Genomic DNA, 23,642 nt, shown 5'->3' with positions numbered 1-23,642 from the left:
ATTGATTCACGTTGTCAACCGATTTTCTTTAAGTCTTCATACATGATGCATTCTTGCTCTTTAGATGAAAGCAACGTAACAGATAAGATTGCCAATAAGGACACTGGCAGCCCAATGAAAACGGGGTGTAGTCCAAACGGATGTCCGGCTATCTGCCAGATGACAGCCACGATTAATCCTGACCACATCGATATAATGCCTGCCGTTTGGGTTGTCCGTTTCCAAAACAATCCGAACAGCACTGGAGCCAGCAACCCTGACACGAGCATCGCTGATCCTGTGATCCATAAAGTAATCAACTGTGGGATATAGAGTGCTAACAAAAGAGCTACACCGGATACGATCGCTACTGATAAGCGGCTATAAAGCAGCATTTTCCGATTATCGATATCGCCCATCCTCGGTTTGATAATATCGTTGACTATTGAGGATGAAGCTGCGACGAAGAAAGAGTCTGCACAGGATATGACAGTTGCTAACAGAGCAAGCAACATCACGATCACCATTGGAAACGGCAATACAGCACCAACCACCTCATAATAAATCAGTGCAGGATCAATATCTGTCATCAATAAACCGAATTTCGTGAAAACACCAATCGCGACTACAATTGCAGCAGTAATGAATCCAAGTACGATGGCTGCCCAGTAGCCTGATTGTGCAGTCTTTATATCCTTAGCAGCCCAAAAACGCTGCCAGAGATCTTGTCTAATGAATTGATAAGCGCCGATTGTCAACATATAGACCAAAAACTCGGAAGTGGAGATATTGAAAATACTCAACATATTTCCGTTTTCCGTATTCGTTGCCCTTTCTGAAATACTGTTCCAATCACCCATCGTAAACAAAATTACGGCAAAAAGAATGAAAATCCCTACCGTTTGAATCGTCCCGTGAAAAGCATCTTGCCAAATGACAGACTTCAGTCCCCCGAAATAGGTTTTCAAAGTTAAAAGAACCCAGCTGATCAAGATTCCAACCGTCATGCTCATTCCAATCGTCAAATTCAAAATCGTAGCGATTGAAACGAATTGCATTCCTGTTATTGCACAATAAGCGACCATGATACAGATGACTGTGGGTATTCTTGCACCTTTTCCATATCGAAGAGCGGTAAAGTCACCGAGTGTAACCATATTGTATTTTTCACCAATTAATCGGATCCGCTTCAATAAAAAGATCGCCATGACAATCGATGTCAAGGTAAAACCTATAGCCAGCCACTGCTGTCCCATGCCAAAGCGGTAGCCATTAGTCATATATCCAAGTAAGATTGAGCCGCCAATCGCTGTTCCGACAAAAGTGAGGATAAGGGGAACCAGTGAGACAGAACGGCTTGCTACATTGTAATCATCATACGTTTTGATTTTCCGATTGATAAATAGGGATAAACCAAATAGAAAGAGAAAGTATACTGCCACTACCGAAATAAGAATCAATTGCTGCTGTTCACTAAACATCACATTCTCCTTTCCAGAACTTCATAATGAGTAGATTCGTGAATCATTCTTCCTTCAAGAAATGTTTTTTCAACTTTTATATCTTTCAGTTTTTCTACAACTACCTGCAGCGGATCATCTGAAATGACCATGAGATCCGCTTTTGCTTTTGGCTTGATGACTCCGATGGTTTCCTCTTCAAATGAACTGTAGGCTGCATCAGCCGTATAAGCTTTTAATGCATCCCATATGGATATGTTTTGTGATTCATCAAGTACCTGTCCGCTGGATGATTTCCTTGTCACTGCTCCGTAAATACCCATCCATGGATTTACATCTGTAACTGGCAAATCTGAGTTACCTGGAGCGATAATTCCAAATTCCTTGAAAGATTTATGCGGGAATAAATCCTTCATCCGTTCTTTTCCTAGTTTATTTAAATAATTGTCACCGATATGGAAGAGAAAACCGACGGATGAAGCGGCAATCAATTCGAGCTTATTCATACGCGAAAGGTGATTCCGGGTTGGTAAGGCACAATGCTCAATTCGGTTCCGCATACCAACGACTTCATTGGTTTCATTGATCTTCTCAAAGGCACTGAGAGCCACTTCAATCGCGCGATCTCCAATAGCATGAATGGCAATCCGTAATCCTGATTCAATCCCTTCTTTCATTAATGGGAATATTTCATCGGTGTCGTTATAGAGAATGCCGGTCTCCTTCGTTCCTAAGAATGGTTCAGTAACGGCTGCAGTCTTGCCGCCGACACTTCCATCCAACATGAATTTCAAGCCCTGGATTTTCAACATGTTGTTTCCAAAACCACTTCTTAATCCCACTTTAAGGACTTCTTCCATCGATCCATCAAAGCCATTCTGATCGATTGCCCAAATCCATGGACGTACTCTCACTTTGAGCGCATCCTTTTCTAATAGATACTGATAGAGTTGGAGATCTAATGTTTGAGTTGACATATCATGCACCGTTGTAATCCCTAATTGTGCGAAATGCTCTTGGGCAAGTTTCATCCCTTTGATCATATCCGACAGCTCATACTTCGGGTCAGCCAGCAGCCCTTGAGCTTTTTCTTGCAATAACCCAGTCAATCTTCCATTCTCGTCCTGCTCAATGTTACCACCAGGGGGATTTGGGGTATCTTCAGTTATTCCGCTTATTTCAAGAGCTTTTGTATTAACTACTACCATGTGTGCACATGCTCTTTTTAATAAAACAGGATGATCAGGTGCGATTTCATCTAGTTCCAAACGAGTCGGATTTCGTTTTTCAGCTAGTTTGCTATCATCCCACCCCCAGCCTTTGATCCATTCACCTTTTGGGGTTTTGGCAGCTTGAGCGGAAACTTTCTTTAAAAGATGGGGGATGGACGGAGTGGTAATCGGTTTGCAATCCACTTCTAATAACGTCAATCCAAAAATGGCAGGGTGAATATGACTCTCGATGAAACCAGGCATTAAGGTTTTACCGTCTAAGTCAATGACTTCGGTATCTTCATTTACGAATGACAAAGCACTTGGATGAGCCCCCACGTATTGTATGACTCCATCTTTCACCGTTACAGCATCAGCTGAAGGAGAGTCGTCATCCATCGTAAGCACCTTCCCATTTAAGAAAATCAAATCTGCATTTTCCAAAAAAAAACGCTGCCTCCTTCGTTCTTTTCTATGTATTTTTCAGTTGATTAAAAAAGCCAGCAATATGAACAGCACAGGTAAATAGACATACTTACCCCTGTACATATAACTGGCTTTTGCATCTAATGGATCGCTTTACTTTGCATCAGTAAAGTCGGATTAGATGGTCAGTTATTCCACCATATAGTATTTGAATATATTAATAACCTATCAGGATTCAGGAACAAGGTCAATGGAGTTATTTGATAATTCAAACAAAATAGATAATTGGGGACTTTTGTATTAGAGGCTAATTTCGTATTACAATAATGAATAGGAGTGATTTGAATAAGGAGGGATTTAAAATTTATGAATATACTATGGGATTTTGATGGAACGCTTGTTGATAGCTATCGTCTTTTTGTGAAACTGTTCAAACAAGTGCTTGGAAATGATACCGAGGAAGAAGAAATCTTAAGCCATATGAAAGTCTCTTTCACCCATGCATTTGAGCATTATGGATTTTCCGAAAAATTGAAAGAGGAATTCCGTGCTCTGGAGGATGAACTTGAACCATCAGAATTCATCCCTTTTGAAGATTTGGAGAAAGTATTAGAGCTTGCGGACCATAATTTCATTGTCACGCACAACTCGAAGCAAGTCGTGGAAAGCGTAATGGGACACCACGGGCTAACAAGGTATTTTACGAAAATCATCGGTTATGAGGATGAATTTCCGAGAAAACCAGACCCTGCAGCCTATAAACACATATTGCAAGATTACTCGATTGATCTCGTCGTCGGAGATAGAGAATTGGATTTGCTCCCCGCAAAAGAGCTCGGAATTGCCACATGCAGTTTCCAAAATGATGCGATAGAAGGTATGGATAATTATGTACATACTTACGAAGAACTTTATGTGATTTTAAAAAGGAAAGTCTAATATTAATACCTGTGAAGAAAAGGATTGGAAAAGAAGGTTAATCAGCAGGGGTTTGTGGAAATATACATAATACAATGGCAGAAGAGGGGTGAGGTTGAACGTATGGAAATCATTTTCAATGTATCCTTGATCCTGATGCTTGTCTACTTCATGTATGCATGTGCCTTTGATTAAAAAACAGACACCGCGAGTGTCTGTTTTTTAAGATTGGTGTGCCCGGCATGTGCACACGCTATAGGGTTCGAGTCCAAAGCGGTGAAGGTCGTTGTCGCCGCTAGACAATGCAAGGGTGTCCGGGGCGAACCGGACTCTTAAGGAAGACAGTGGCAAACATGTTCGGACAGCTTTACGCTTTTTGCTTGCTTTCTTGTCCGAAGTAAACCTGGGGTAAATTCCGCAGAAATCTCCTCTCACTGAAAAGGGGAACAATTATGTCGAATGCATTCTCTTTTTTATTTTCCCAATCTTCTTTATAATAAAGGTATTACATATTTTGTAGGGAGGATGTCTATGAAATTAACACAGTTACCCCAAAAGTGGAATTTAGAAAATATTTTTCCAGGTGGTAGTTCATCTCAAGAATTAAAGGCATACATACAATCCATTGAGGAACAGATCGTACAAGCCAAAGGCACAATCGAGGATTGCAATCCGCAAAATCATGAAGACCTTGCAAAAGTAGTCGAAGAAATGAGTCGTCTATCTTCTCGTCTTCATGAGAGTGGTGCGTTTGTTGGATGCCTGGTTGCACAGGATGTAAAGGATAAAGAAGCAGTCGCCATCCGAGGGAAGCTGGATCAGATCGGGGCGAAATATCATTCATTATGGACACAGTTCGATGTGAAACTGACTCAATTGACTGAGAATGAATTGAAAACGCTTCTGCAATATGATGATCTATACTCATATACGTTTGTATTGAGTGAACGTCGAAAAAATGCATTAGAGAAACTTGGTTTTGAACAGGAATCGCTCATCAACGACCTGGCGGTTGATGGCTATCATGCATGGTCCAACCTTTATGATCTTGTTGTCGGTAAGATGAGCATTCCATTTGAAGAAGATGGAGAGAAAAAAGAGTTATCTGTCGGTCAATTGGATAATAAACTATCCAGCCAGAACCCAGAAATCCGTCATCGAGCTTTTGCAGCCTATGAAAAGGCGTGGGAAGAACAAGAAGATTTTTGTTCAGAAGCATTGAATCATCTTGCAGGGTTCAGATTGAACACGTACCAACACCGTAAGTGGGATTCAGTCCTGAAAGAGCCGCTTAAGATCAATCGCATGAGGCAAGAGACACTGGACATGATGTGGAAAGTCATCGAACAGCACAAAAACACTTTTGTGAAATATTTAGATCGAAAGGCAGAAATGCTTGGCCTTGAACAGCTAGGCTGGACTGATGTGGATGCACCAGTAGGCAAAGCGGATACGAAGGTTTCCTATGATGAATCGGCTAATTTCATCATTGAGCAATTCAATCGGTACAATCCTAAAATGAGCGAGTTTTCACGTAAAGCATTTGAAAAAGCTTGGATCGAAGCAGAAGATCGTACTGGAAAACGTCCAGGCGGGTTCTGTACCAGTTTTCCGAATGCTAAAGAAACACGAATCTTCATGACATTCTCAGGGACAGCAAGCAATGTCTCGACACTAGCACATGAGCTTGGGCATGCCTATCATCAGCATGTTATGGATGAGCTTCCATATTTGAATCAGAATTACGCAATGAACGTGGCAGAAACGGCTTCCACATATGCGGAGATGCTTGTGTCAGATGCAGCAGTCGAAGCAGCGAAGACAGAAGAGGAGCGTATCGTTCTCCTTGAGGATAAGATCCAACGTTCAGTGGCATTCTTCATGAATATCCATGCGCGCTACCTGTTTGAGACACGTTTTTACAGTGAAAGAGAAAAGGGACTCGTGTCCGTTCCTAGATTGAAGGGATTGATGGAGGAAGCACAAAGAGAAGCTTACTGTGATGCATTAGGAGAGTATCATCCGTATTTCTGGGCTTCCAAGTTACATTTCTATATAACGGATGTACCATTCTATAACTTCCCATACACATTCGGATATATGTTCAGTGCAGGTATTTATGCAATTGCAAGAGAGCAAGGGGCTGCATTTGAGGATAAGTATATCGCCTTGCTTCAAGATACTGGAACAATGTCGGTAGAAGATTTAGCAGAGAAACATCTTGGAGAAGATTTGACAAAGCCGAACTTCTGGAACAATGCGATTCAACTCGCAATACAAGATGTAGAAGAGTTCTTGAAACTGACGAAATAAGAATATCAAAAAGGGATTGACCCATTGGGTCAATCCCTTTTTTGTACTTAAAGAAAGTATAAAAATACTTTCTTCAGTATAAGCGCAACTAAGGCGCAGCCTGCGCCAAAGGCTTGGCTGAGCCAAGTTTTCTTTATGTGCTATCGTTTTTTCACACTTACATTGCTGATCATTAAAAAGGAAAATATAAGGACAAGGAACATGAAAATGTAATTTGGAAACATGTTCACTGTCAAAAAAGATAGGGCTATGATACATCCGGCAGCTGTGATCGGAAGACCCCGGAAGTGGCCATCAAATTCAGTAATGTTGAATCTGGCCAAACGAATCGCACCACATATGATAAATATAATGATAAAGACGATGCCTGGAATACCGAATTCATGTAGTACGGCTTGGTAGATCAAAAACGCCGGAGCGACTCCGAAAGAAATCAAGTCACACAATGAATCAAGTTGTTTACCAAACTCTGATTCTATTTGCAGCTTCCTCGCAATCATTCCATCAAACCGGTCAAACAAAGCGCACAGGAAGATGAACCAGAAGCTCAATTCCAATTGACCTTTCAGAATACAAACGATTGCAATTGCACCTAATGTCAGGTTCAACAAAGTCATTGCATTGGCAGTTTGACTCTTCATTCGTTTAAGTGTATGGTCAACCCGTTCCAAAAAGTACATTATAAAGTCACTCCTTATTGGTTTTTCATGAAAATGAAAAATCCAATTTCTCCTGAGTTTTTAAAACTATTATATGCCACAACCTCATAATAAGAAAGTCTTATTTAACAATTGCTTAACATTTCACATGATTATATCCAAAAACGTTCACATTTGCTTATTAACGATATGCAAATTCAGCCCATTTCCAGGGCCGATCACACGTAATCCGGCGGGAATCATACAAAATCCGGCCAGTTTGAGGAATAATCCGGCCACTTTTGAACAGAATCCGGCCAAAGGTTACATTTTACACCAAATGCGAGAGGAAAGGTTCCTCAGCTTACTTGCACAGGAGCTTAATTCAAAAATGAATTCCATACGTTAGTTATTTTCCCGCACTTTATCCGCTGTTAATCATCGCCTAATGTTTTGCAAACACCCATTTATAAAAAAATAGAAGCTGGCAGATTATTTGACTGCCAGCTTTCCATTAGTTTCATGAAGATTCATCGTTATATTTTTTCTGTAATTCGTCTTTAATCGTTCGTTCAGAAAGTGGTACACCTGTACGATAGGCTGCCCTTGAAATCATGTGGCCAGCTACAGGAGCAGTCATCAATACGAAAAGGATACCAAGAATCAACTTTCCACTGACCATACTTTCCTCAACGATGAAGAAGATGAATGCTGCTATCAAGACACCAGATACTCCAAGTGTTGCACTTTTGGTTGCCGCATGAAGTCTAGAATAAACATCAGGAAATCTTAGGATTCCAAGCGAACTCGAGAAAACGAAAAATGTACCGAGTAAGACAAGGACACTAATCACGACTTCGATCAATGATAACACCCTTTTCTAAGAATTTCGCAATTGCCACCGTTGCGATGAATGTCAAAATTCCAATCAATAATATTACATCATTCAGTCTGATTGTGCTCAATTGAATTGCAACCAAGCCAGTCATAGAAATCAGGTTGACTCCAATCGTATCGATGGCTACAGCTCTATCTGGATTGGAAGGCCCTTTGATGGCACGATAGAGGAGCATGATGATAGATATCGAATTGATGACCATACATAGCCAGACGACATTGTGTAGTAATGAGCTCATCGTGTCACATCCTTTATGGCTTTCTCAAACGTGCCTTTGATCTGATTGATCGTTTCATCGACATCGGGCAAATCCATTGCGTGGATGTACAGGAATTTGTTATCTGCGGATACATCTACAGACAGTGTCCCGGGTGTCAAAGTAATGAGGTTGGCCAGTAGCGTGATTTCCCAATTGGTTTTTAAATCGATCGGGAGTGCGATTATTCCAGGTTGCATATCCATTTTTGGTTTATAAACCATTTTCAATACATCGATATTTGCAATTAGGAGTTCCTTTGCAAATAAAAGGATAAGCTTCCAAATTGCAATCACATATCTCATATAAAAGGTATCCGGTATAAAACGGTTTAACAAAAACAGCAGGAAAATCCCGATGGTGAATCCAATCAAAAATGTAACAAAGGTATAGGATTCCATCAAAAACATCCAAATCAGACCGATTGCAAGGTTGATTATTAGTTGAAATGCCATATCGAACTACTCCTTTAAGACTGCGTCGATATATACAGAAGGCTCTGTCAAATCAACGCCGATTTGTTGGATATGTGGTAAAAACCATTCTGCTCCAACTCCTAGTACAACCGAAAAGATCAATAAAAAGGAAATTGGAAAATACAGTGGTGTGATCGAGCGTCTTTCTTGGGGTAATTCCATACCCTCTCCCCAAAAACCAAGAATGAAGATCCGCATGACCGAGACTAGAATCAATAAACTAGTAATCAACGCAATGATTGCAATCACATAATGGCCATTTTCAAATGCACCTTGCAACAATTGTAATTTACCGATGAATCCGCTGAATGGAGGTAAACCTGCTAATACAACCGCAGCAATGAAGAACATCCACCCGAGGTACGGGTAGTCTTTGATCAAACCGCTGATCTTTCGAATATCGGAGGTACCAGCTACGATGGCAACTGCTCCCACCAACAAAAACAACGCAGCTTTAATGACCATGTCATGAATTAAGTAATAAACAGATCCAGAAAGAGATACATCGCTGAAAACACCAACTCCCATGATCATGAAACCGACAGCAGGGATGATGTTGTACGCTATGATCAGTTTGATATTATGTGTAGATAAAGCTCCTGCAACACCGAAAATCAACGTGAAACCTGCTAAAACGATGAAAAATGTATGGGTATAGTCGATATTTCCATTAAAGATCAATGTAAAAACTCGAATGATCGAATAAACCCCTACCTTGGTCAATAACGCACCAAACAAGGCAGATATGACTGCTGGTGGCTTTGTGTATGAATGCGGCATCCAGAAATATAATGGGAACAATGCGCCTTTCGTCGCAAAAACGATAAAGAATAGAAGCCCGATTGTTGTCAAGATGCCCGATTGATTGACGTGCCCGACACGTTCCGATAACTGAGCCATGTTGACTGTTCCAGTAACTGAATACAGGAATGCTACAGTCGTGACAAATAAGATCGAAGAAAAAAGATTTAACAGTACATATTTGATTGATTCGCGAAGCTGTTGTCTTGTGCCCCCAAGAACGACCAACCCATATGAAGCCATTAACAATACTTCAAAAAAGACAAAGAGGTTGAAAATGTCTCCTGTCAAGAATGCGCCGCTGACCCCTCCAATGAGCATAAGGAAGAACGAGTAAAAATAAAATTCTTCACGCCCCTTATCTAATGAAAATGGTGCGTAGAATGCAGCAGCTACTGCAACTACATTCGTAGTCAGGATCAGTGATAACGATAGCCCATCACCTACGAGAATGATTCCGTAGGGGGCGATCCATCCACCAGTTTCAAGAACAAGGGTACCATGTTGCATAACATGATAAGTGGCATATGCTGTGACTGCCAGATTGATAAGCGTGGCAATTTGTGTTCCTGCACGGACCAGAGGCAGCATTTTTCTGAAAAAGACGAACATGGTGCCTGCGATGAGTGGTATCAAAATTGGTAAAATGATTAGATTAGTCATGATCAGATCCCCTTAATTGCTCCATGTTGTCTGTTTTATTGGTTTTATAGGCTCGATAGGCCAACACGAGTAAAAATGACGTTACACCAAAGCTAATGACAATCGAAGTCAAAATCAGAGCCTGTGGAAGAGGATCCGTATATGTGTCGATCCCTTCTTCCAGAATAGGAGGCGCGCCTCTGTTAAGCTTTCCCATCGTCAAGATGAGTAAATGAGCGCCATGAGATAATATTGCTGTACCGAATATGATTTTCAGTAGTTGTCTTTGAAGTAATAGATAGACCCCAGCTGAAAAAAGAATGCCAGCCAGGATCGACATGATGATTTCCATGATTAATCGATCTCCTCCTTGTCGCGGAGTCGGATCATTGCATAGATCCCTAAAGCAGCTATACCCAGAACTGTGATTTCAAACAACGTATCCAGTCCACGCATGTCTACAAGAATTACATTTACTACGTTATTTCCACCGCCAAGATGGTGCGATTCTTTAATGAAATAGTGTGCAATCGTTTCAAAGCTCTTTGAACTATGTGATGCGATCGCAATCAAAGCCACTAGCACACCAACGGATGCTGAAATGATGATATTAACCGTTTTGGCTCCCGGTTTTGTTTTTTCCGTATCAAGCTTCGGCAAGTGGTAAAAGCAAAGTAGAAATAATGCGACCGTCACCGTTTCGACAATCAATTGTGTCAAAGCAAGGTCAGGTGCTCTGAAGAACACGAAAAGTAAGGATAATCCATAACCTACCACACCAAGAACGAGAATTGCTGCAATACGATTTTTCATCACAATCGTCGCAAATGCAGCAACCGCCATAACAAGACCGACCACGATTTCAGGCCAAGAAATAGGTGCTAAGTCGGCTGTTTCAATTGCGAATCCGTCTGTCACGAACAGGGTTACACCAACTGCTCCAACTATGAAAATAAGAATGTATAACACATAATGTCTGATTGATCCGGTCATATAAGTACGAGTTGTTTTTTCAGAAATACGGAATTTCATATTATAAATGGAATCATAGGCTTTATTAGCACTCAACACCCCAGGTATCCACTTGTAGACAGCCTGCCATTTCGCTCTTGTCAAATAAAGGATGACTCCTAATGCGACTACGATCAGTGACATGTAAAGGGGTAACGACTTCCAACCGTGCCAAAAAACGATATGTTTTTCCGGAATTTCCCCGAATATCGCTGCAGTAGCAGGTGTTAAAATAGGACCGTTGATCAAATTCGGTAGTAATCCGACCACTACTACAAACATGACTAGCACGATAGGCGATATTAACATGCCTATTGGTGCCTCGTGTGGTTTGATCTTCAATTCGCCACGTGTTTTCCCCGTAAACGTATGGAAGAAAAAGTACATTGAATAGACGAAAGTGAAAATACTTCCTAATACGGCAAGGACCGGGACAAATGGTGCAATACTAGCGACAAGGGGTGATGTCGTATCCAAATCCAGGGACGTTTGGAAGAACATTTCCTTACTTAAGAATCCATTGAAAATCGGTAAGGGAAAACCGGCCATAGAAAAGGCACCGAAAAATGCTAATGTCGCCGATATCGGCATCAATGTCATTAAGCCGCCGAGTTTTCTGATGTCACGCGTTCCTGTTTCATGATCGACAATTCCAGCAACCATGAACAAACTTCCTTTAAAAGTTGCATGGTTGAAAATATGGAAAACAGCCGCGAAAACAGCCGCTTTTGTACCGAAGCCCAGCATTGTCATGATCATTCCAAGCTGACTGATCGTGGAAAACGCGAGAATCGCTTTTAAATCCGTTTGTCGGACAGCCATGTATGATCCCCAACAGAGCGTCAATAAACCAAAGCCTGTTACTAAAACGAAAAAGATATCTGTACCGCCGAATAATAAGAAAAGGCGTGCAGTCAGATAGATCCCTGCTTTTACCATCGTTGCAGAGTGAAGGAAGGCACTGACTGGAGTCGGTGCTTCCATCGCATCTGGAAGCCAGATATGGAAAGGGAATTGTGCTGATTTCGTGAATGCACCTAATAGAATCAATACTAATATACCTGTAAAATATGGGCTCTCTAGTACGATATCACTAGCAGCAATCATCTCTCGTATACTTGTCGTTTCCGTAACGATGGTAAGGAGGATGAGCCCTCCGAGCATGGCCAGGCCGCCTAATACAGTGATGACCATCGATTTCAGCGCACCATAACGGGAAGCTTGCCGTTCATACCAATACCCGATCAAGAGGAAGGAAGATAAACTTGTCAACTCCCAGAACAGATATAACGCATAAACGTTATCGGAAAGAACGACACCAAGCATTGCGCCCATGAAAATAAACAAGAAAACATAAAAATTATGCAACTTTTCGTTTTTATTCAAATAAAAAATGGAATACAAAACTACAAGAGTTCCTATTCCGCTTATTAATAATGAAAAGAGTAAACTAAGTCCATCTAAATAAAAACTGAAGTTCATTCCCAGCGAAGGCACCCATTGTATAAGCGAAAAAACGTTTTGACCTTCTGCAATTGTAGTAATTTGTGATAAAAAATACGCAAAGATCCCAAAAGGAATTGGGAGGATTAACCATCCTGTGTGAATTGCCCGTATGTATCGAAAGAAAAACGGCACAAAAAATGCCGTAAGGAACGGAGCAAGGACTGCATATTGCAACATAAAAAAGATCCTCCTATCAAGATTTCCGTATCAGATATGTACTGTACCATTCCCATTGTAATCACAATAACTATGGATTATCAACAATTTTAACGTCAAATGACCTTAAAAATTCAGCGATGTTACAATCTACTGACGATTTATCTTATTCTATTATCACCTAAGTTTTGAACTTTAATAGTTGTTAATGCACAGGCTTTTTGATTTCTGCGAAATTCACTCCCTTTCCGCGTGCCTCCTCACGAGTTCCTCGCTGTGGGGTTTTACCTGGCTCGCTTTTACCGCAGGAGTGTCGTGAATTTTGCTTGAAAATCGACAAAGTCATTTAACAGAGAGAATGCAAAAAAAAGAACCAACAAAAAATGTTGGTTGGGTTATAAGTGCGTAGAAATTAAGTTAGTAGTCAAATGCCGGCGGTCAATCTCTTTTTTGATCAAAGTGATGAAATCGTGGCTCAGTTTCAACTCTCTCGCTTTGTGATAGGATTCAATCAAGAGCTCATCAGATAGATTTTCCATAAGCACAGCCGAAAAGGGGCTTCGCACCTCCAGACTCATTAGAAATTAGTAGGATCGTTCTTTTGAAAGTTCTGTTTTTAATGAAAGTATAAGTTCGAATATGATCAACATAGAGGAAAGCGTTGAGGCTCGTCATAAAAGATTTTATAAGTCATATTGAATTCGAAGCTTGCATAAACTTTTATGTTATGATGTAAACCTAGCTTACCATGAAATGGAATGAGGAACAATCGTTCTCTTATCCACAAAACGAAGTGGATAACTTGTGGGTAAAATGTTCATAAAGTAAATGATTGGTTAATTTTCAATGTGTATATTGTGAGTAAAGTTATCCACAAATTCTGAATAAATCGAAATTTGTCGAAAAGTTTTTGTTTTTTTGTTTTGAGGAGTTTATCTTGTGTTTTAGAAGTTAGTTGCTAGGAATAGGATAGAGGGTTTTCCTCTGTCTATTAATTTTAAAATAGACACGTTTTTCAAAATGAATCTGTCTACAAGAAATGGTGAAAAAACATTGTCGATGGGTAAATTATTGATACAATAAAGGTTGGATTGAAGAAGAATTGGATATGAGGTGTATTGGTAGTGTTTAAACAATTATTGCCTAATGAACATGTTCCTTCTATTTATGATATAGATGCGAATGAGTTATTAGAAAGAGGAATCAAAGGAATCATTACTGACCTTGATAATACATTGGTCGAATGGGACCGTCCTGAAGCTACCCCTGAATTGATCAAATGGTTTGCGATGTTGAAGGATAAAGGTTTACAAGTGACCATCGTTTCAAATAATAATGAGGATCGGGTTAGGAGTTTTTCTTATCCTTTGAATATCCCGTTTATTTTCAGAGCTCGTAAACCGATGACCAAAGCTTTCAAACGAGCAGCGAAAAATATGAAACTGCAGCATAATGAAGTGGTTGTCGTAGGAGATCAGATTTTCACAGATGTCTTAGGAGGAAACAGGCTTGGGTTATATACCATCCTTGTCGTTCCTGTTGCAAAAAGTGATGGACTCGCAACAAAGCTCAATCGTTATATGGAACGCCATGTTTTGCAGTGGATGAAACGTAAAGGGTTAATTAATTGGGAGGAATGATCTTTGGGTAATTCGATATATTGTGAGGGCTGTGGAGTGGCCATCCAAACGGAAAATAAAAAAGAGTTAGGGTATGCTCCTCCATCAGCATTGGAAAGAGAGCAAGTGATTTGCCAGCGCTGTTTCCGTTTGAAGCATTATAATGAAATACAAGATGTATCACTTACAGACGATGACTACCGTAAAATCTTGTCAGGAATCGGTTCACAAGATGCATTGATTGTGAAGATTGTTGACATTTTTGATTTCAGTGGAAGCTGGTTGACAGGTATCCACCGTTTTGTCGGAAAGAATCCGATTCTGCTTATAGGCAATAAGCTTGACCTACTGCCTAAATCAGTCAAACCGAATAAAATAAAGAATTGGATGAAGTATGAAGCTAAACAATTAGGTGTAAAAGTAATCGATGTCGAATTGATGAGTGCTGAAAAAGGTATGAGGGTAAAAGAAGTTGCAGCGACAATAGAAGAATACCGGAATGATAAAGATGTGTACATAGTCGGCGCAACGAATGTAGGTAAGTCCACGTTCATCAATCAATTGATCAAAGAATTCAGTGAAGAGACTACAACATTAATTACGACATCACATTATCCCGGAACGACGCTTGATCTCATAGAAATTCCTTTAGATGAGAAGAGTTCACTTTACGATACCCCGGGGATTATTAATCACCATCAGATTGCACACTATATTAATAAGAAGGATCTTAAAAAAATCACACCGAAAAAAGAAATTAAGCCTAAGGTTTACCAGTTAAATGACGGGCAAACCTTATTCATGGGCGGTCTTGCACGTTTTGACTTCGAGTCTGGACCGAAGCAGTCGTTCATATGTTACTTGTCTAACGAACTGCCGATTCATCGGACCAAGCTCGAAAAGGCTTCAGACCTTTATGAAAAACAGGCAGGTGAACTGCTGAGCCCGCCTGATTCAGATGAGGTGGACCAATTGCCACCACTAGCAAAGCATGAATTTTCCATAAAAGAGGATAAGGTGGATATCGTGTTTTCAGGACTTGGTTGGATTACAGTAACCTCTGCTCCTGCAAGAATAGCTGCTTATGCTCCTAAGGGAGTGGGTGTCTATGTACGACAAGCACTTATCTAAGTATGCTGTGATCGGTGACCCGATTATGCAATCGATGTCCCCGGATATCCATAATGCATGCTTCGAACAAATGGGAATCGATGCCGAATACGAGGCAGTCCATGTCCGAAAAGACGACCTGGAGCAAAAGGTAAAGGCACTTATCGAAGCCGGTTGCAAGGGCTTCAATGTGACCATTCCACATAAGTTGGATATCATCAACCTTCTGGATGAAATCGACCCTTTCGCTGAGGCCATAGGAGCTGTGAATACTGTCATTGTGGAAGGATCTAAACTGAAAGGTTACAATACAGATGGTCCTGGATTTTATCAGTCCTTGCTTGAGATTCATCCCCTAAATTTGAAGGAATCCAATATTCTTGTGATTGGCGCTGGGGGAGCTGCCCGTGCTATTGTAAAGGCATTTCTTTTGAATGGAATCGAACAGGTGACAATCACAAACAGAACCGTAGAAAAAGCCGTCGAACTTCTTGAAGGGGATAATGGACAAGCACTTCCATTAGAGGAAGCGGCAGCGAGACTAGATCGATATGATATTGCTATCAACACGACACCGATCGGAATGGTCCAAAATATCAACGAAACACCAATTTCCTTGAATAATCTGGAATCACATACAGTCTTAGTTGATATCATCTATAACCCGTTGATGACGAAGTTTTTGAAAGCAGGACTGGAAAAAGGATGTACGGTCCAAAATGGCGTGCCGATGTTCATACATCAAGCAGCACTTTCATTTGAACTTTGGACGGGGAGAAAGCCTGACCTAAGTTTGATGAAGCGGACTGTCGAACAAAAGCTTGGAGGGAAATGAACATGTTAACAGGAAAACAAAAGCGGTTTTTGCGGTCGAAAGCACATCACCTGGATCCGATTTTTCAGGTTGGAAAAGGCGGCACAAATGAAAATATGTATTCACAAATCAATGACGCACTTGAAGCTCGGGAGTTGATTAAAGTCAGTGTACTGCAAAATTGCGAAGAAGATAAGGACACAGTAGCTGAAACTTTAACGGAAAAAACTGGAGCCGAGCTTGTCCAGGTGATCGGCAATACCATCGTTTTATATAAAGAATCGAAAGAGAAAAAAACGATCGAGTTGCCATCCTGATCCAATGAAAAAGAATAAAGTTGGCATTCTAGGAGGTACCTTTGATCCACCTCATATTGGTCATCTGATCATGGCACAGGAGGCGCTTGAGCAATGTAACCTGGACAAGATATGGTTCATGCCCAGCGCATCACCGCCACATAAAAAAGTCGATGGCGTCTCGTCTGGAAATGATCGCGTGAAAATGGTGGAGAAAATGATCGGGGAAGTGGAAGAATTTGAACTTTCTCTTATCGAGTTTGAACGGGAAGGTCCGTCTTTTACAGTCGATACGATGAAAGAGTTGAAGATGAAGCATCCTGATTTTGAATTCTATTTCATCATTGGAGGAGATAGTGTAGCGGCATTGCATACCTGGGAAAGGATCGATGAATTGATGGAAATCGTTACCTTCATCGGCATCGAACGGCCGGGACATGCGTTCAAGAGTTCCTATCTTGATAGCATCATTGCTATTGAAACCCCTCTGATCGGTATTTCTTCTACAATGTTAAGGAAACGTTTCCGACAAAAGAAAAACACAAAGTATTATGTTACTGAAGCAGTCAAGGATTACATTGAGGTGAACCAGTTATATGACGAAGGATGAAGCGCTGAAAATTGTGAAAGAACAACTCACGGAGCACCGATACCAGCATACGATCGGTGTCATGGATACATCGGTTGAATTAGCTGAGAGATTCGGTGCCGATTCGGAAAAAGCAATGATGGCTGCGATATTCCATGATTATGCCAAGTTTCGTCCAAAGGAAGAGATGAAAACAATCATTCAAGAACAGAATCTTGGAGAAGATCTGTTACGTTATGGTTCAGAACTGTGGCATGCTCCTGTTGGTGCTTATCTAGTCGAAAAAGAAGCGGGGATGGAGGACGAGGAAATCCTTCAGGCGATAAGTAGTCATACTTCCGGCAGAGTCGGGATGTCCATGTTAGAAAAGATAATTTTTCTAGCAGATTATATTGAACCAGGAAGACATTTTCCCGGGGTAGAGGATGTCAGAGAAGCAGCTAAAGAGGACTTAAATGAAGCTGTGAAGCAGTCTCTAATGAACACCATCACATTTCTTATGAAAAGAAATCAACTCGTTTTCCCTGAAACGCTACACACTTATAACGATATCGTTCGTCAACAAGGAGGAAAAAATGAATGACAGCAAATGAATTGGTTGAATTATCCGTACGAGCTCTTGATGATAAGAGAGCTGAAAACATAGTCGTCTTGGACGTGCAAGGGATTTCACTTGTGGCTGATTACTTCATGATATGCCATGGAAACTCTGAAAAACAAGTCGAAGCGATTGCCCGTGAAGTAAAAAATCGAGCCCAAGAAAACGAATACCCTGTCAAACGTTTGGAAGGATTGGATCAATCACGATGGGTCCTCATCGATCTTGGTGATGTCATCGTCCACATCTTCCATAAGGATGATCGCATGTATTACAACCTCGAGAAATTATGGGGCGATGCACCAACGTTGAACATTGAATCTATGCTGACATAATGGAGTGAAATCATGAGCTATCAACATTTTGCAGGGTTATATGATCGGTTGATGGAGGATGCACCTTACGATATGTGGGTCAGTTTCGTCAACAAGGCGATTGACGTTTACTGCGAGGGTCCTGCAAGCTCTTTACTTGATATCGGGTGTGGAACAGGCGAGATATCGATTCGCTTGTCGGAGAAAGGTTATAACGTACAAGGCATCGATCTCTCAGAAGAAATGTTGACTGTTGCAAGGGAAAAGACTGAACATAAAGGTTTGCAAATCCCTTTCTATCAACAGGACATGAGAGATCTTGAAGGATTCAAAGAGCAAGACGTTGCGCTGATTTTTTGTGATTCGCTCAACTATCTTCGTACACCAAACGATGTGAAAACAGCGTTCCAATCCATTTCCAAATCATTAAAGGTTGAAGGTCTGCTCTTATTCGATGTGCATACATTATACAAGATAGAAACAGTTTTTTCTGACCATATATTCACGTTGAATGATGAAGAAATCAGCTATATTTGGGAATGTCATCCTGGTGAAGAAGAAGGAAGCATCCATCATGATTTATCCTTCTTCGTACATACTGGAAATGATGTATACAAAAGGTATGATGAGAGTCACTACCAACGAACCTATTCCTTAGAAACATATCAATCATTACTTGATGAAGCAGGGTTTGAACTTCTCACTGTTACAGGGGATTTTACAGATCACCCACCGAATGATACATCAGAGCGTCTGTTTTTTGTTGCAAGAAAAAAGGGGTAGACCTTTTTTATAATTGTTAAAAGAGTAGGTAATTTAAAACCCGAAAAATGACCATTGGAAAAAGTCATTCATTCGGGTTTTTTGTGGATAAGTGAAATTCACCATACTCCAGTGGGAAAAACGAGCTACAATTCCCATCAACGAGATTCAAAGTAAAAAAAGGAAAAAGGCCATTTGTGTCGAAACATACCTTAATCCTAATATTGCTTTGTAAATTGTTGTTCCACGGCTTCGCAGTCTTCTTCGTATTTTGCATGAGTTCTCTTGATGACATTGTTGAAAAGAGGACCAAGTTCCGCATCAAACACTTTTAATGCCTCTCCGGTAACACCGCCTTTGACACATACTTTTTGCAGCAAGGTAGGCAATGTATAAATTTCCTTTTCTAACAATTTACCCATCCCGACGATCATCTCGCTCACAAGTAGAGTTGCTTCCTCCTTGGAAATCTCCGTCTCTTCTACAGCACTTTCGATATAGGCCTGAAGCAAGTAACTGAAGAAAGCAGGACCACAACTTGATAAATCTGAAGCCACTCTCGTAATCGATTGATCAATTTCAATTGGAGAAGAAATTTTGCTCATCAAATTTTTTAGATTTTTCTTTTGGGCAGGTGAACACCGTTTTCCATATGTGACTAGAGATGCCCCTGAAAATGCTCGGTTCGTGATACTTGGAATCACCCTTGCAACAGAACATGGACTTACTTCTTCTAATTGTTCAACAGAAATCGGACTTGTAATCGAGACGATCAGCTTTTCGTTGGTTAAGCATGGTGCGATCTTTTCTATCAATGCATAATACTCAAGTGGTTTAACGCAGATGAAGAGTATATCCGCAAAAGAAGCGACTTCACTGTTCGTTTTACCGACATTCAGGCCAGGATATTGTAGTTTCAATGCTTCTGCTTTTCGAGCAGTTCGATTGATGATCATTAAATCGGACGGCCTAACAGCTAACGATTCCATAAAAGCAGAGATCAATATTGTTCCCATGTTCCCTGTCCCTATAACGCCCACTTTCATATATAAACCCTCCTCTTGACCGTCTTCTATCTTCAAATGTATGTGCCACTGACACCAATTATGAATAAAAACAAACCGCAGTAGGATCTAAAGGATCAATGAATGGAATGAGGTGATTGTTTTGAATTGGGATTCCTTTTCAAAGCGGGAACGTATTTTAATTTTAGTGATCATATTCCTTATCGGTGGCTTCTTCTGGATGTATCGAGGAGTTACGACAGGGCCTGATGTCTCAGGAATACCGTCATCATTTGAAAAAGAGGAAGAGAAGAGAGCTTTACCTGGACAATTGAAAAATCAGGAAACAGAAGCGAGAGTTGAAAATCGTATAATCGTTGATGTTAAAGGGGCTGTACGGGCACCAGGTATTTTTGAAATGAAATCTGGACAGCGGGTGAATGATGCGGTTCAGCTAGCTGGTGGATTTAGTGAAGATGCTGACCAAAATAGTATCAATCTAGCACAAATACTCGTTGATGAAATGGTCATCTATGTGGCTGCAATTGGAGAAACAGCTCCTCCTGTTGCTTTAACGGAAAAAGAAGATGGAAAGATTGATATCAACCATGCAGAATCATCAGAATTAGAAACAATACCAGGAATAGGTCCGTCGAAGGCAGGAGCGATCATTTCGTATCGGGAGGAGAATGGAGGATTTGCATCAATCGAAGATTTGATGAATGTGCCAGGGATAGGACAAAAAACGTTTGAACAACTGAAAGAATATATTACAGCTTCGAAATAAGATTGCACAGTGGACAATCTATCGATAAACTTAAAGGAACAAGGGAAGGGGGCTTTCGATTTTGGGTCGTATTTCATGGAACCAATATTTCATGGCACAAAGTTCGTTGCTCGCATTACGGAGTACATGTGAAAGATTAGCTGTTGGAGCAACGATTGTAAGAGATAAACGGATCATAGCAGGAGGTTATAACGGTTCAATCTCCGGTGGTGTCCATTGCAGGGATGAAGGATGTTATGTGATTGATGGGCATTGTGTCCGTACGATTCACGCTGAAATGAATGCACTTCTCCAATGTGCCAAGTTCGGTGTACCGACAGAAGGTGCTGAGATATATGTGACACATTTTCCGTGTCTTCAATGTTGTAAGGCAATCATCCAAAGCGGTATCCAGAAAGTTTACTATGCTGCTGATTATAAAAATCATCCATACGCGATCGACTTATTCGAACAATCCGGTGTCGAAACAGAACTTGTGGAATTGCAAGACCAGTATGAGCTGACCTCTCGTGCCAAAAGGGATTTCACTGCAGAATTACTTGAACAACTTTCAAAACATCTGGATGACGAGAAAGCTTTGGATCATCTGAATGAAAAGTTTGCACTACTATACGAACGTGATGGACATTCTTGAAACATGAAGCTTCAATTTATTGCCATAACAGCCATCCTCGGGATTCTCACGACTACAACCCGGTGGTGGCTGTGTGCTTTCCTTATTAGTTACCTCATTTTCAACTTCTATCGGAAACGGTTATCTTTCCTTACCTGTTTAGCGATAACACTTATCTATCTCTTTTTCATCCTCTATACCTCTTTTTATAATAATCTCCATGCAACACAACTGCCTCCAGATCAAACATCCATCACAGGCACAATCATTTCCACTCCGAATATCGATGGAAATCGTATCACTTTCCGCTTAAAACTTCCTAATAAAGAAAAGATTCTCGTCAAGCATAAAATACAAACAGAAAAAGAACAGGATGAACTCAAAAACCTATATTACGGAGATGTTTGCAGTTTTTCAGGAGAATTGGAATTACCGGATGCAAACGGGAACTTCTACGGATTCAATTATCGTACCTATCTTAAAAACACGTTCAACATCCACTGGATTTTTAACACAACGAAGCTTTCTATAACAGAGTGTGTAACAGGAGAAGGTATTCTTACTGCTTTATATCGTTTTCGTCAAGATCGTATCGCAATGATTAATGAGGAATTCCCGGATGATCTGCGAGGGATGATGAATACCCTGGTATTTGGCGATCGGAACGGAATTGAGGAAGATTTACAAGAACGTTATCAAAGCCTCGGGTTGATTCATCTTCTAGCGGTTTCGGGTTTACACGTAGGTACGATTCTAGGTCTTCTCTATTTTCTCCTCATTCGTGCAGGTGTCGTGAAAGAAACAGCCTTGTGGTTCTTACTGATATCCATCCCCTTTATTATTTTACTGACTGGAGGAGCCCCGTCTGTCATACGGGCAGGGTTGATGGCCGCCGTGGTGTGTCTTATCTTGTTGCTGCGCATCAAAATGACGACTTTAAATCAATTGTGTATGATCCTGCTCGGACTGTTGCTATTTAAACCAACATTGGTTTATTCGATTGGTTTTCAGCTCTCCTTTCTAATTACCACTTCGCTCATTTTATCAAGCAAAACGATTTTACGTGATCTTCCACCATACAAACAGCTACTTTACGGGTCCTTCATCGCGCAATTAGCTTCCTTGCCGATTGTCTTATGGAACTTTTTTGAGTTTTCCATTTGGTCCCTTCCTCTGAACATGATTTTCATCCCATTCATGACCATCGTTCTTCTCCCGTGTATCTTACTTACTTTTTCCATGTTCCTTTTGATCCCATTTCCCGTGTGGGAGGTTCCGAGTACTTTTCTAAGCTTTAGTTTCAAGTGTCTTCATCTTGTGTTGCAATGGGTGGACAACCTTCCGCTTGGGCTCATGACCCTCGGAAGACCAAATGCGATCCTTCTTTTTGGAATGGTGATATCATTTTACTACCTGTTGGTGTCATGGGAATTAAATGCTAAGCGATTGCTTTTACCTTTTATCTGTATCTTGTTGCTGATAGGTGCCCAATTTGTTCATCCAAAAATGAATGCAAATGCCTATGTGACTTTTCTTGATGTCGGTCAAGGGGATGCAATCGTCATTGAATTACAGTTCAGAAAAGCAGTCTATGTGATCGACACCGGGGGAAGCATCCATTTCAATCAGGAAAAATGGATGGAAAGAAGCAATGAGTTCGATACAGGAGAGGATATTGTTGCGCATTTTTTAAAAGCACGTGGAATACGGAAGGTCGATGCATTGATTCTTTCGCATGGAGATTTCGATCATATTGGCGGTACAGAGGGATTGATGGAAAAAGTGAGGGTAGAGAAGGTAGTGTATGGGAAATCAAATCATCTAGAGGCTTCAGAATTGGCGTTCTTAAAAGGGCTTGGGGTACCCATTCAATTGTTAGGGGAGAATGTTTCATGGAAGATCGGCTCATCTTCATTCCAGACTTTGAATTCTGGTCAAACACGTGATAGCCGTAACAATAGGTCACTGGTTATGTATGCGGATATTCATGATAATAGATTTTTATTTACAGGAGATATTAATCACAAAATTGAGGAGAAGATTATAAAGGACTATCCAACGTTGGAGGTGGATTACGTGAAGGTTGCTCACCACGGGAGTGATACATCTACATCACAACCTTTTATTAACAGAATAAATCCGAAAGCTTCCTTTATTTCTGTGGGTACAAATAACCGATATAATCACCCCTCGTCGTCAGTCATCGAAAGGTTGGAGAATCACAATATTGATATTTTTCGAACCGATGAACATGGGGCCATTATGGTAATTATTTCACCCGATCAAACACGTATAAAAACCGTTTCCCCATAAGATGAAAAGGGAAAATCAACAATCCTTTCCAATAGTATTGTTAAAAAATACTGTTGATTTTTGCTAAGTTTGATTTTACCGAAATGCATGACACTCCTGCGGGAATAGCAAGCCAGGCAAGACCCTACAGTT

Annotated in this window: 24 protein-coding genes; 13 read left to right on the top strand and 11 right to left on the bottom strand. The window is 40.7% G+C overall.

What is annotated here, in order from left to right; all coding sequences use genetic code 11:
• Positions 1-14 precede the first annotated feature (14 nt).
• Together ACTWQL_RS11120 and ACTWQL_RS11115 are read right to left on the bottom strand one after the other, a co-directional pair.
• Entirely contained in the window at positions 15-1,460 is a 1,446-nt protein-coding gene (locus ACTWQL_RS11120) for a sodium:solute symporter family protein (protein WP_443142513.1), read from the bottom strand.
• Entirely contained in the window at positions 1,460-3,094 is a 1,635-nt protein-coding gene (locus ACTWQL_RS11115; RefSeq protein ID WP_443142512.1) for an amidohydrolase, read from the bottom strand. Before ACTWQL_RS11115 ends, ACTWQL_RS11120 begins: the two co-directional genes overlap by 1 nt.
• A gap of 348 nt (positions 3,095-3,442) precedes the next feature.
• On the opposite strand from ACTWQL_RS11115, the gene ACTWQL_RS11110 reads away from it, so the two are divergent.
• Together ACTWQL_RS11110 and ACTWQL_RS11105 are read left to right on the top strand one after the other, a co-directional pair.
• Positions 3,443-4,015, top strand: coding sequence for an HAD-IA family hydrolase (locus tag ACTWQL_RS11110; protein WP_443142511.1), 573 nt, complete (start codon positions 3,443-3,445; stop codon positions 4,013-4,015).
• Between the two features lie 510 nt (positions 4,016-4,525).
• Entirely contained in the window at positions 4,526-6,307 is a 1,782-nt protein-coding gene (locus tag ACTWQL_RS11105; RefSeq protein ID WP_443142510.1) for a M3 family oligoendopeptidase, read from the top strand.
• 140 nt (positions 6,308-6,447) lie between these two features.
• Here the strand turns inward: ACTWQL_RS11105 and pssA are convergent, their stop codons facing one another.
• The 8 genes from pssA to ACTWQL_RS11065 all read right to left on the bottom strand — a co-directional run bounded on the left by pssA (position 6,448) and on the right by ACTWQL_RS11065 (position 13,230).
• Entirely contained in the window at positions 6,448-6,987 is a 540-nt protein-coding gene (gene pssA / locus ACTWQL_RS11100) for a CDP-diacylglycerol--serine O-phosphatidyltransferase (protein WP_443142509.1), read from the bottom strand.
• Between the two features lie 478 nt (positions 6,988-7,465).
• Complete coding sequence (gene mnhG, locus ACTWQL_RS11095; RefSeq protein ID WP_443142508.1) at positions 7,466-7,819, bottom strand: monovalent cation/H(+) antiporter subunit G; 354 nt, start codon at positions 7,817-7,819, stop codon at positions 7,466-7,468.
• Positions 7,791-8,081, bottom strand: coding sequence for a Na(+)/H(+) antiporter subunit F1 (locus ACTWQL_RS11090; protein WP_443142507.1), 291 nt, complete (start codon positions 8,079-8,081; stop codon positions 7,791-7,793). Before ACTWQL_RS11090 ends, mnhG begins: the two co-directional genes overlap by 29 nt.
• Positions 8,078-8,554, bottom strand: a complete 477-nt coding sequence (locus ACTWQL_RS11085) for a Na+/H+ antiporter subunit E (RefSeq protein WP_443142506.1) — start codon at positions 8,552-8,554, stop codon at positions 8,078-8,080. Before ACTWQL_RS11085 ends, ACTWQL_RS11090 begins: the two co-directional genes overlap by 4 nt.
• A 6-nt stretch (positions 8,555-8,560) precedes the next feature.
• On the bottom strand, positions 8,561-10,039 hold the full coding sequence (locus ACTWQL_RS11080; protein ID WP_443142505.1) for a Na+/H+ antiporter subunit D: 1,479 nt from the start codon (positions 10,037-10,039) through the stop codon (positions 8,561-8,563).
• Entirely contained in the window at positions 10,032-10,370 is a 339-nt protein-coding gene (locus ACTWQL_RS11075) for a Na(+)/H(+) antiporter subunit C (RefSeq protein WP_443142504.1), read from the bottom strand. The genes ACTWQL_RS11080 and ACTWQL_RS11075 overlap by 8 nt, the downstream gene beginning before the upstream one ends.
• A 2-nt stretch (positions 10,371-10,372) precedes the next feature.
• A complete protein-coding gene (locus ACTWQL_RS11070; protein ID WP_443142503.1) occupies positions 10,373-12,712 on the bottom strand; it encodes a Na+/H+ antiporter subunit A in 2,340 nt (779 codons plus the stop codon).
• A 374-nt stretch (positions 12,713-13,086) separates the two neighbouring features.
• On the bottom strand, positions 13,087-13,230 hold the full coding sequence (locus ACTWQL_RS11065; RefSeq protein ID WP_443142502.1) for a sporulation histidine kinase inhibitor Sda: 144 nt from the start codon (positions 13,228-13,230) through the stop codon (positions 13,087-13,089).
• Between the two features lie 585 nt (positions 13,231-13,815).
• Between ACTWQL_RS11065 and ACTWQL_RS11060 the strand changes: the two genes are divergently transcribed.
• The 8 genes from ACTWQL_RS11060 to ACTWQL_RS11025 are packed head-to-tail and all read left to right on the top strand — an operon-like array spanning position 13,816 to position 18,814.
• Positions 13,816-14,331 (top strand): YqeG family HAD IIIA-type phosphatase, encoded by a 516-nt coding sequence (locus ACTWQL_RS11060; RefSeq protein WP_443142501.1) that lies wholly within the window; start codon positions 13,816-13,818, stop codon positions 14,329-14,331.
• A gap of 3 nt (positions 14,332-14,334) precedes the next feature.
• Positions 14,335-15,441 (top strand): ribosome biogenesis GTPase YqeH, encoded by a 1,107-nt coding sequence (gene yqeH / locus ACTWQL_RS11055; RefSeq protein ID WP_443142500.1) that lies wholly within the window; start codon positions 14,335-14,337, stop codon positions 15,439-15,441.
• Positions 15,419-16,255, top strand: a complete 837-nt coding sequence (gene aroE, locus ACTWQL_RS11050; RefSeq protein ID WP_443142499.1) for a shikimate dehydrogenase — start codon at positions 15,419-15,421, stop codon at positions 16,253-16,255. Before yqeH ends, aroE begins: the two co-directional genes overlap by 23 nt.
• Positions 16,256-16,257: 2 nt before the next feature.
• Positions 16,258-16,551, top strand: a complete 294-nt coding sequence (gene yhbY, locus ACTWQL_RS11045; RefSeq protein WP_221565710.1) for a ribosome assembly RNA-binding protein YhbY — start codon at positions 16,258-16,260, stop codon at positions 16,549-16,551.
• Between the two features lie 4 nt (positions 16,552-16,555).
• Positions 16,556-17,140 carry a nicotinate-nucleotide adenylyltransferase gene (locus ACTWQL_RS11040; RefSeq protein ID WP_443142498.1) on the top strand — a complete coding sequence of 195 codons (585 nt, stop codon included), beginning with the start codon at positions 16,556-16,558 and terminating at the stop codon, positions 17,138-17,140.
• On the top strand, positions 17,127-17,702 hold the full coding sequence (gene yqeK / locus ACTWQL_RS11035; protein WP_443142497.1) for a bis(5'-nucleosyl)-tetraphosphatase (symmetrical) YqeK: 576 nt from the start codon (positions 17,127-17,129) through the stop codon (positions 17,700-17,702). The genes ACTWQL_RS11040 and yqeK overlap by 14 nt, the downstream gene beginning before the upstream one ends.
• Positions 17,699-18,052, top strand: a complete 354-nt coding sequence (gene rsfS, locus ACTWQL_RS11030; protein ID WP_443142496.1) for a ribosome silencing factor — start codon at positions 17,699-17,701, stop codon at positions 18,050-18,052. The genes yqeK and rsfS overlap by 4 nt, the downstream gene beginning before the upstream one ends.
• Before the next feature lie 12 nt (positions 18,053-18,064).
• Entirely contained in the window at positions 18,065-18,814 is a 750-nt protein-coding gene (locus ACTWQL_RS11025) for a class I SAM-dependent DNA methyltransferase (protein ID WP_443142495.1), read from the top strand.
• Between the two features lie 197 nt (positions 18,815-19,011).
• Here ACTWQL_RS11025 and comER read toward each other — a convergent pair whose 3' ends face one another.
• Positions 19,012-19,839, bottom strand: a complete 828-nt coding sequence (comER, locus tag ACTWQL_RS11020) for a late competence protein ComER (protein ID WP_443142494.1) — start codon at positions 19,837-19,839, stop codon at positions 19,012-19,014.
• Positions 19,840-20,038: 199 nt separating this feature from the next.
• Here comER and ACTWQL_RS11015 point away from each other — a divergent pair, with 199 nt between their 5' ends.
• The 3 genes from ACTWQL_RS11015 (at position 20,039) to ACTWQL_RS11005 (ending at position 23,510) form a co-directional block, all read left to right on the top strand.
• Positions 20,039-20,584, top strand: a complete 546-nt coding sequence (locus ACTWQL_RS11015; RefSeq protein WP_443142493.1) for a helix-hairpin-helix domain-containing protein — start codon at positions 20,039-20,041, stop codon at positions 20,582-20,584.
• Positions 20,585-20,645: 61 nt separating this feature from the next.
• Positions 20,646-21,218, top strand: a complete 573-nt coding sequence (locus ACTWQL_RS11010; protein ID WP_443142492.1) for a ComE operon protein 2 — start codon at positions 20,646-20,648, stop codon at positions 21,216-21,218.
• Positions 21,219-21,221: 3 nt separating this feature from the next.
• Positions 21,222-23,510 (top strand): DNA internalization-related competence protein ComEC/Rec2, encoded by a 2,289-nt coding sequence (locus tag ACTWQL_RS11005; RefSeq protein WP_443142491.1) that lies wholly within the window; start codon positions 21,222-21,224, stop codon positions 23,508-23,510.
• Positions 23,511-23,642 lie beyond the last annotated feature (132 nt).

The organism is Pseudalkalibacillus sp. R45 (genome assembly GCF_052246725.1).
Classification (GTDB): domain Bacteria; phylum Bacillota; class Bacilli; order Bacillales; family Fictibacillaceae; genus Pseudalkalibacillus.
The sequence above is the reverse complement of the archived record's forward strand: the minus strand, read 5'-3'. Positions and strand labels throughout refer to the sequence as shown.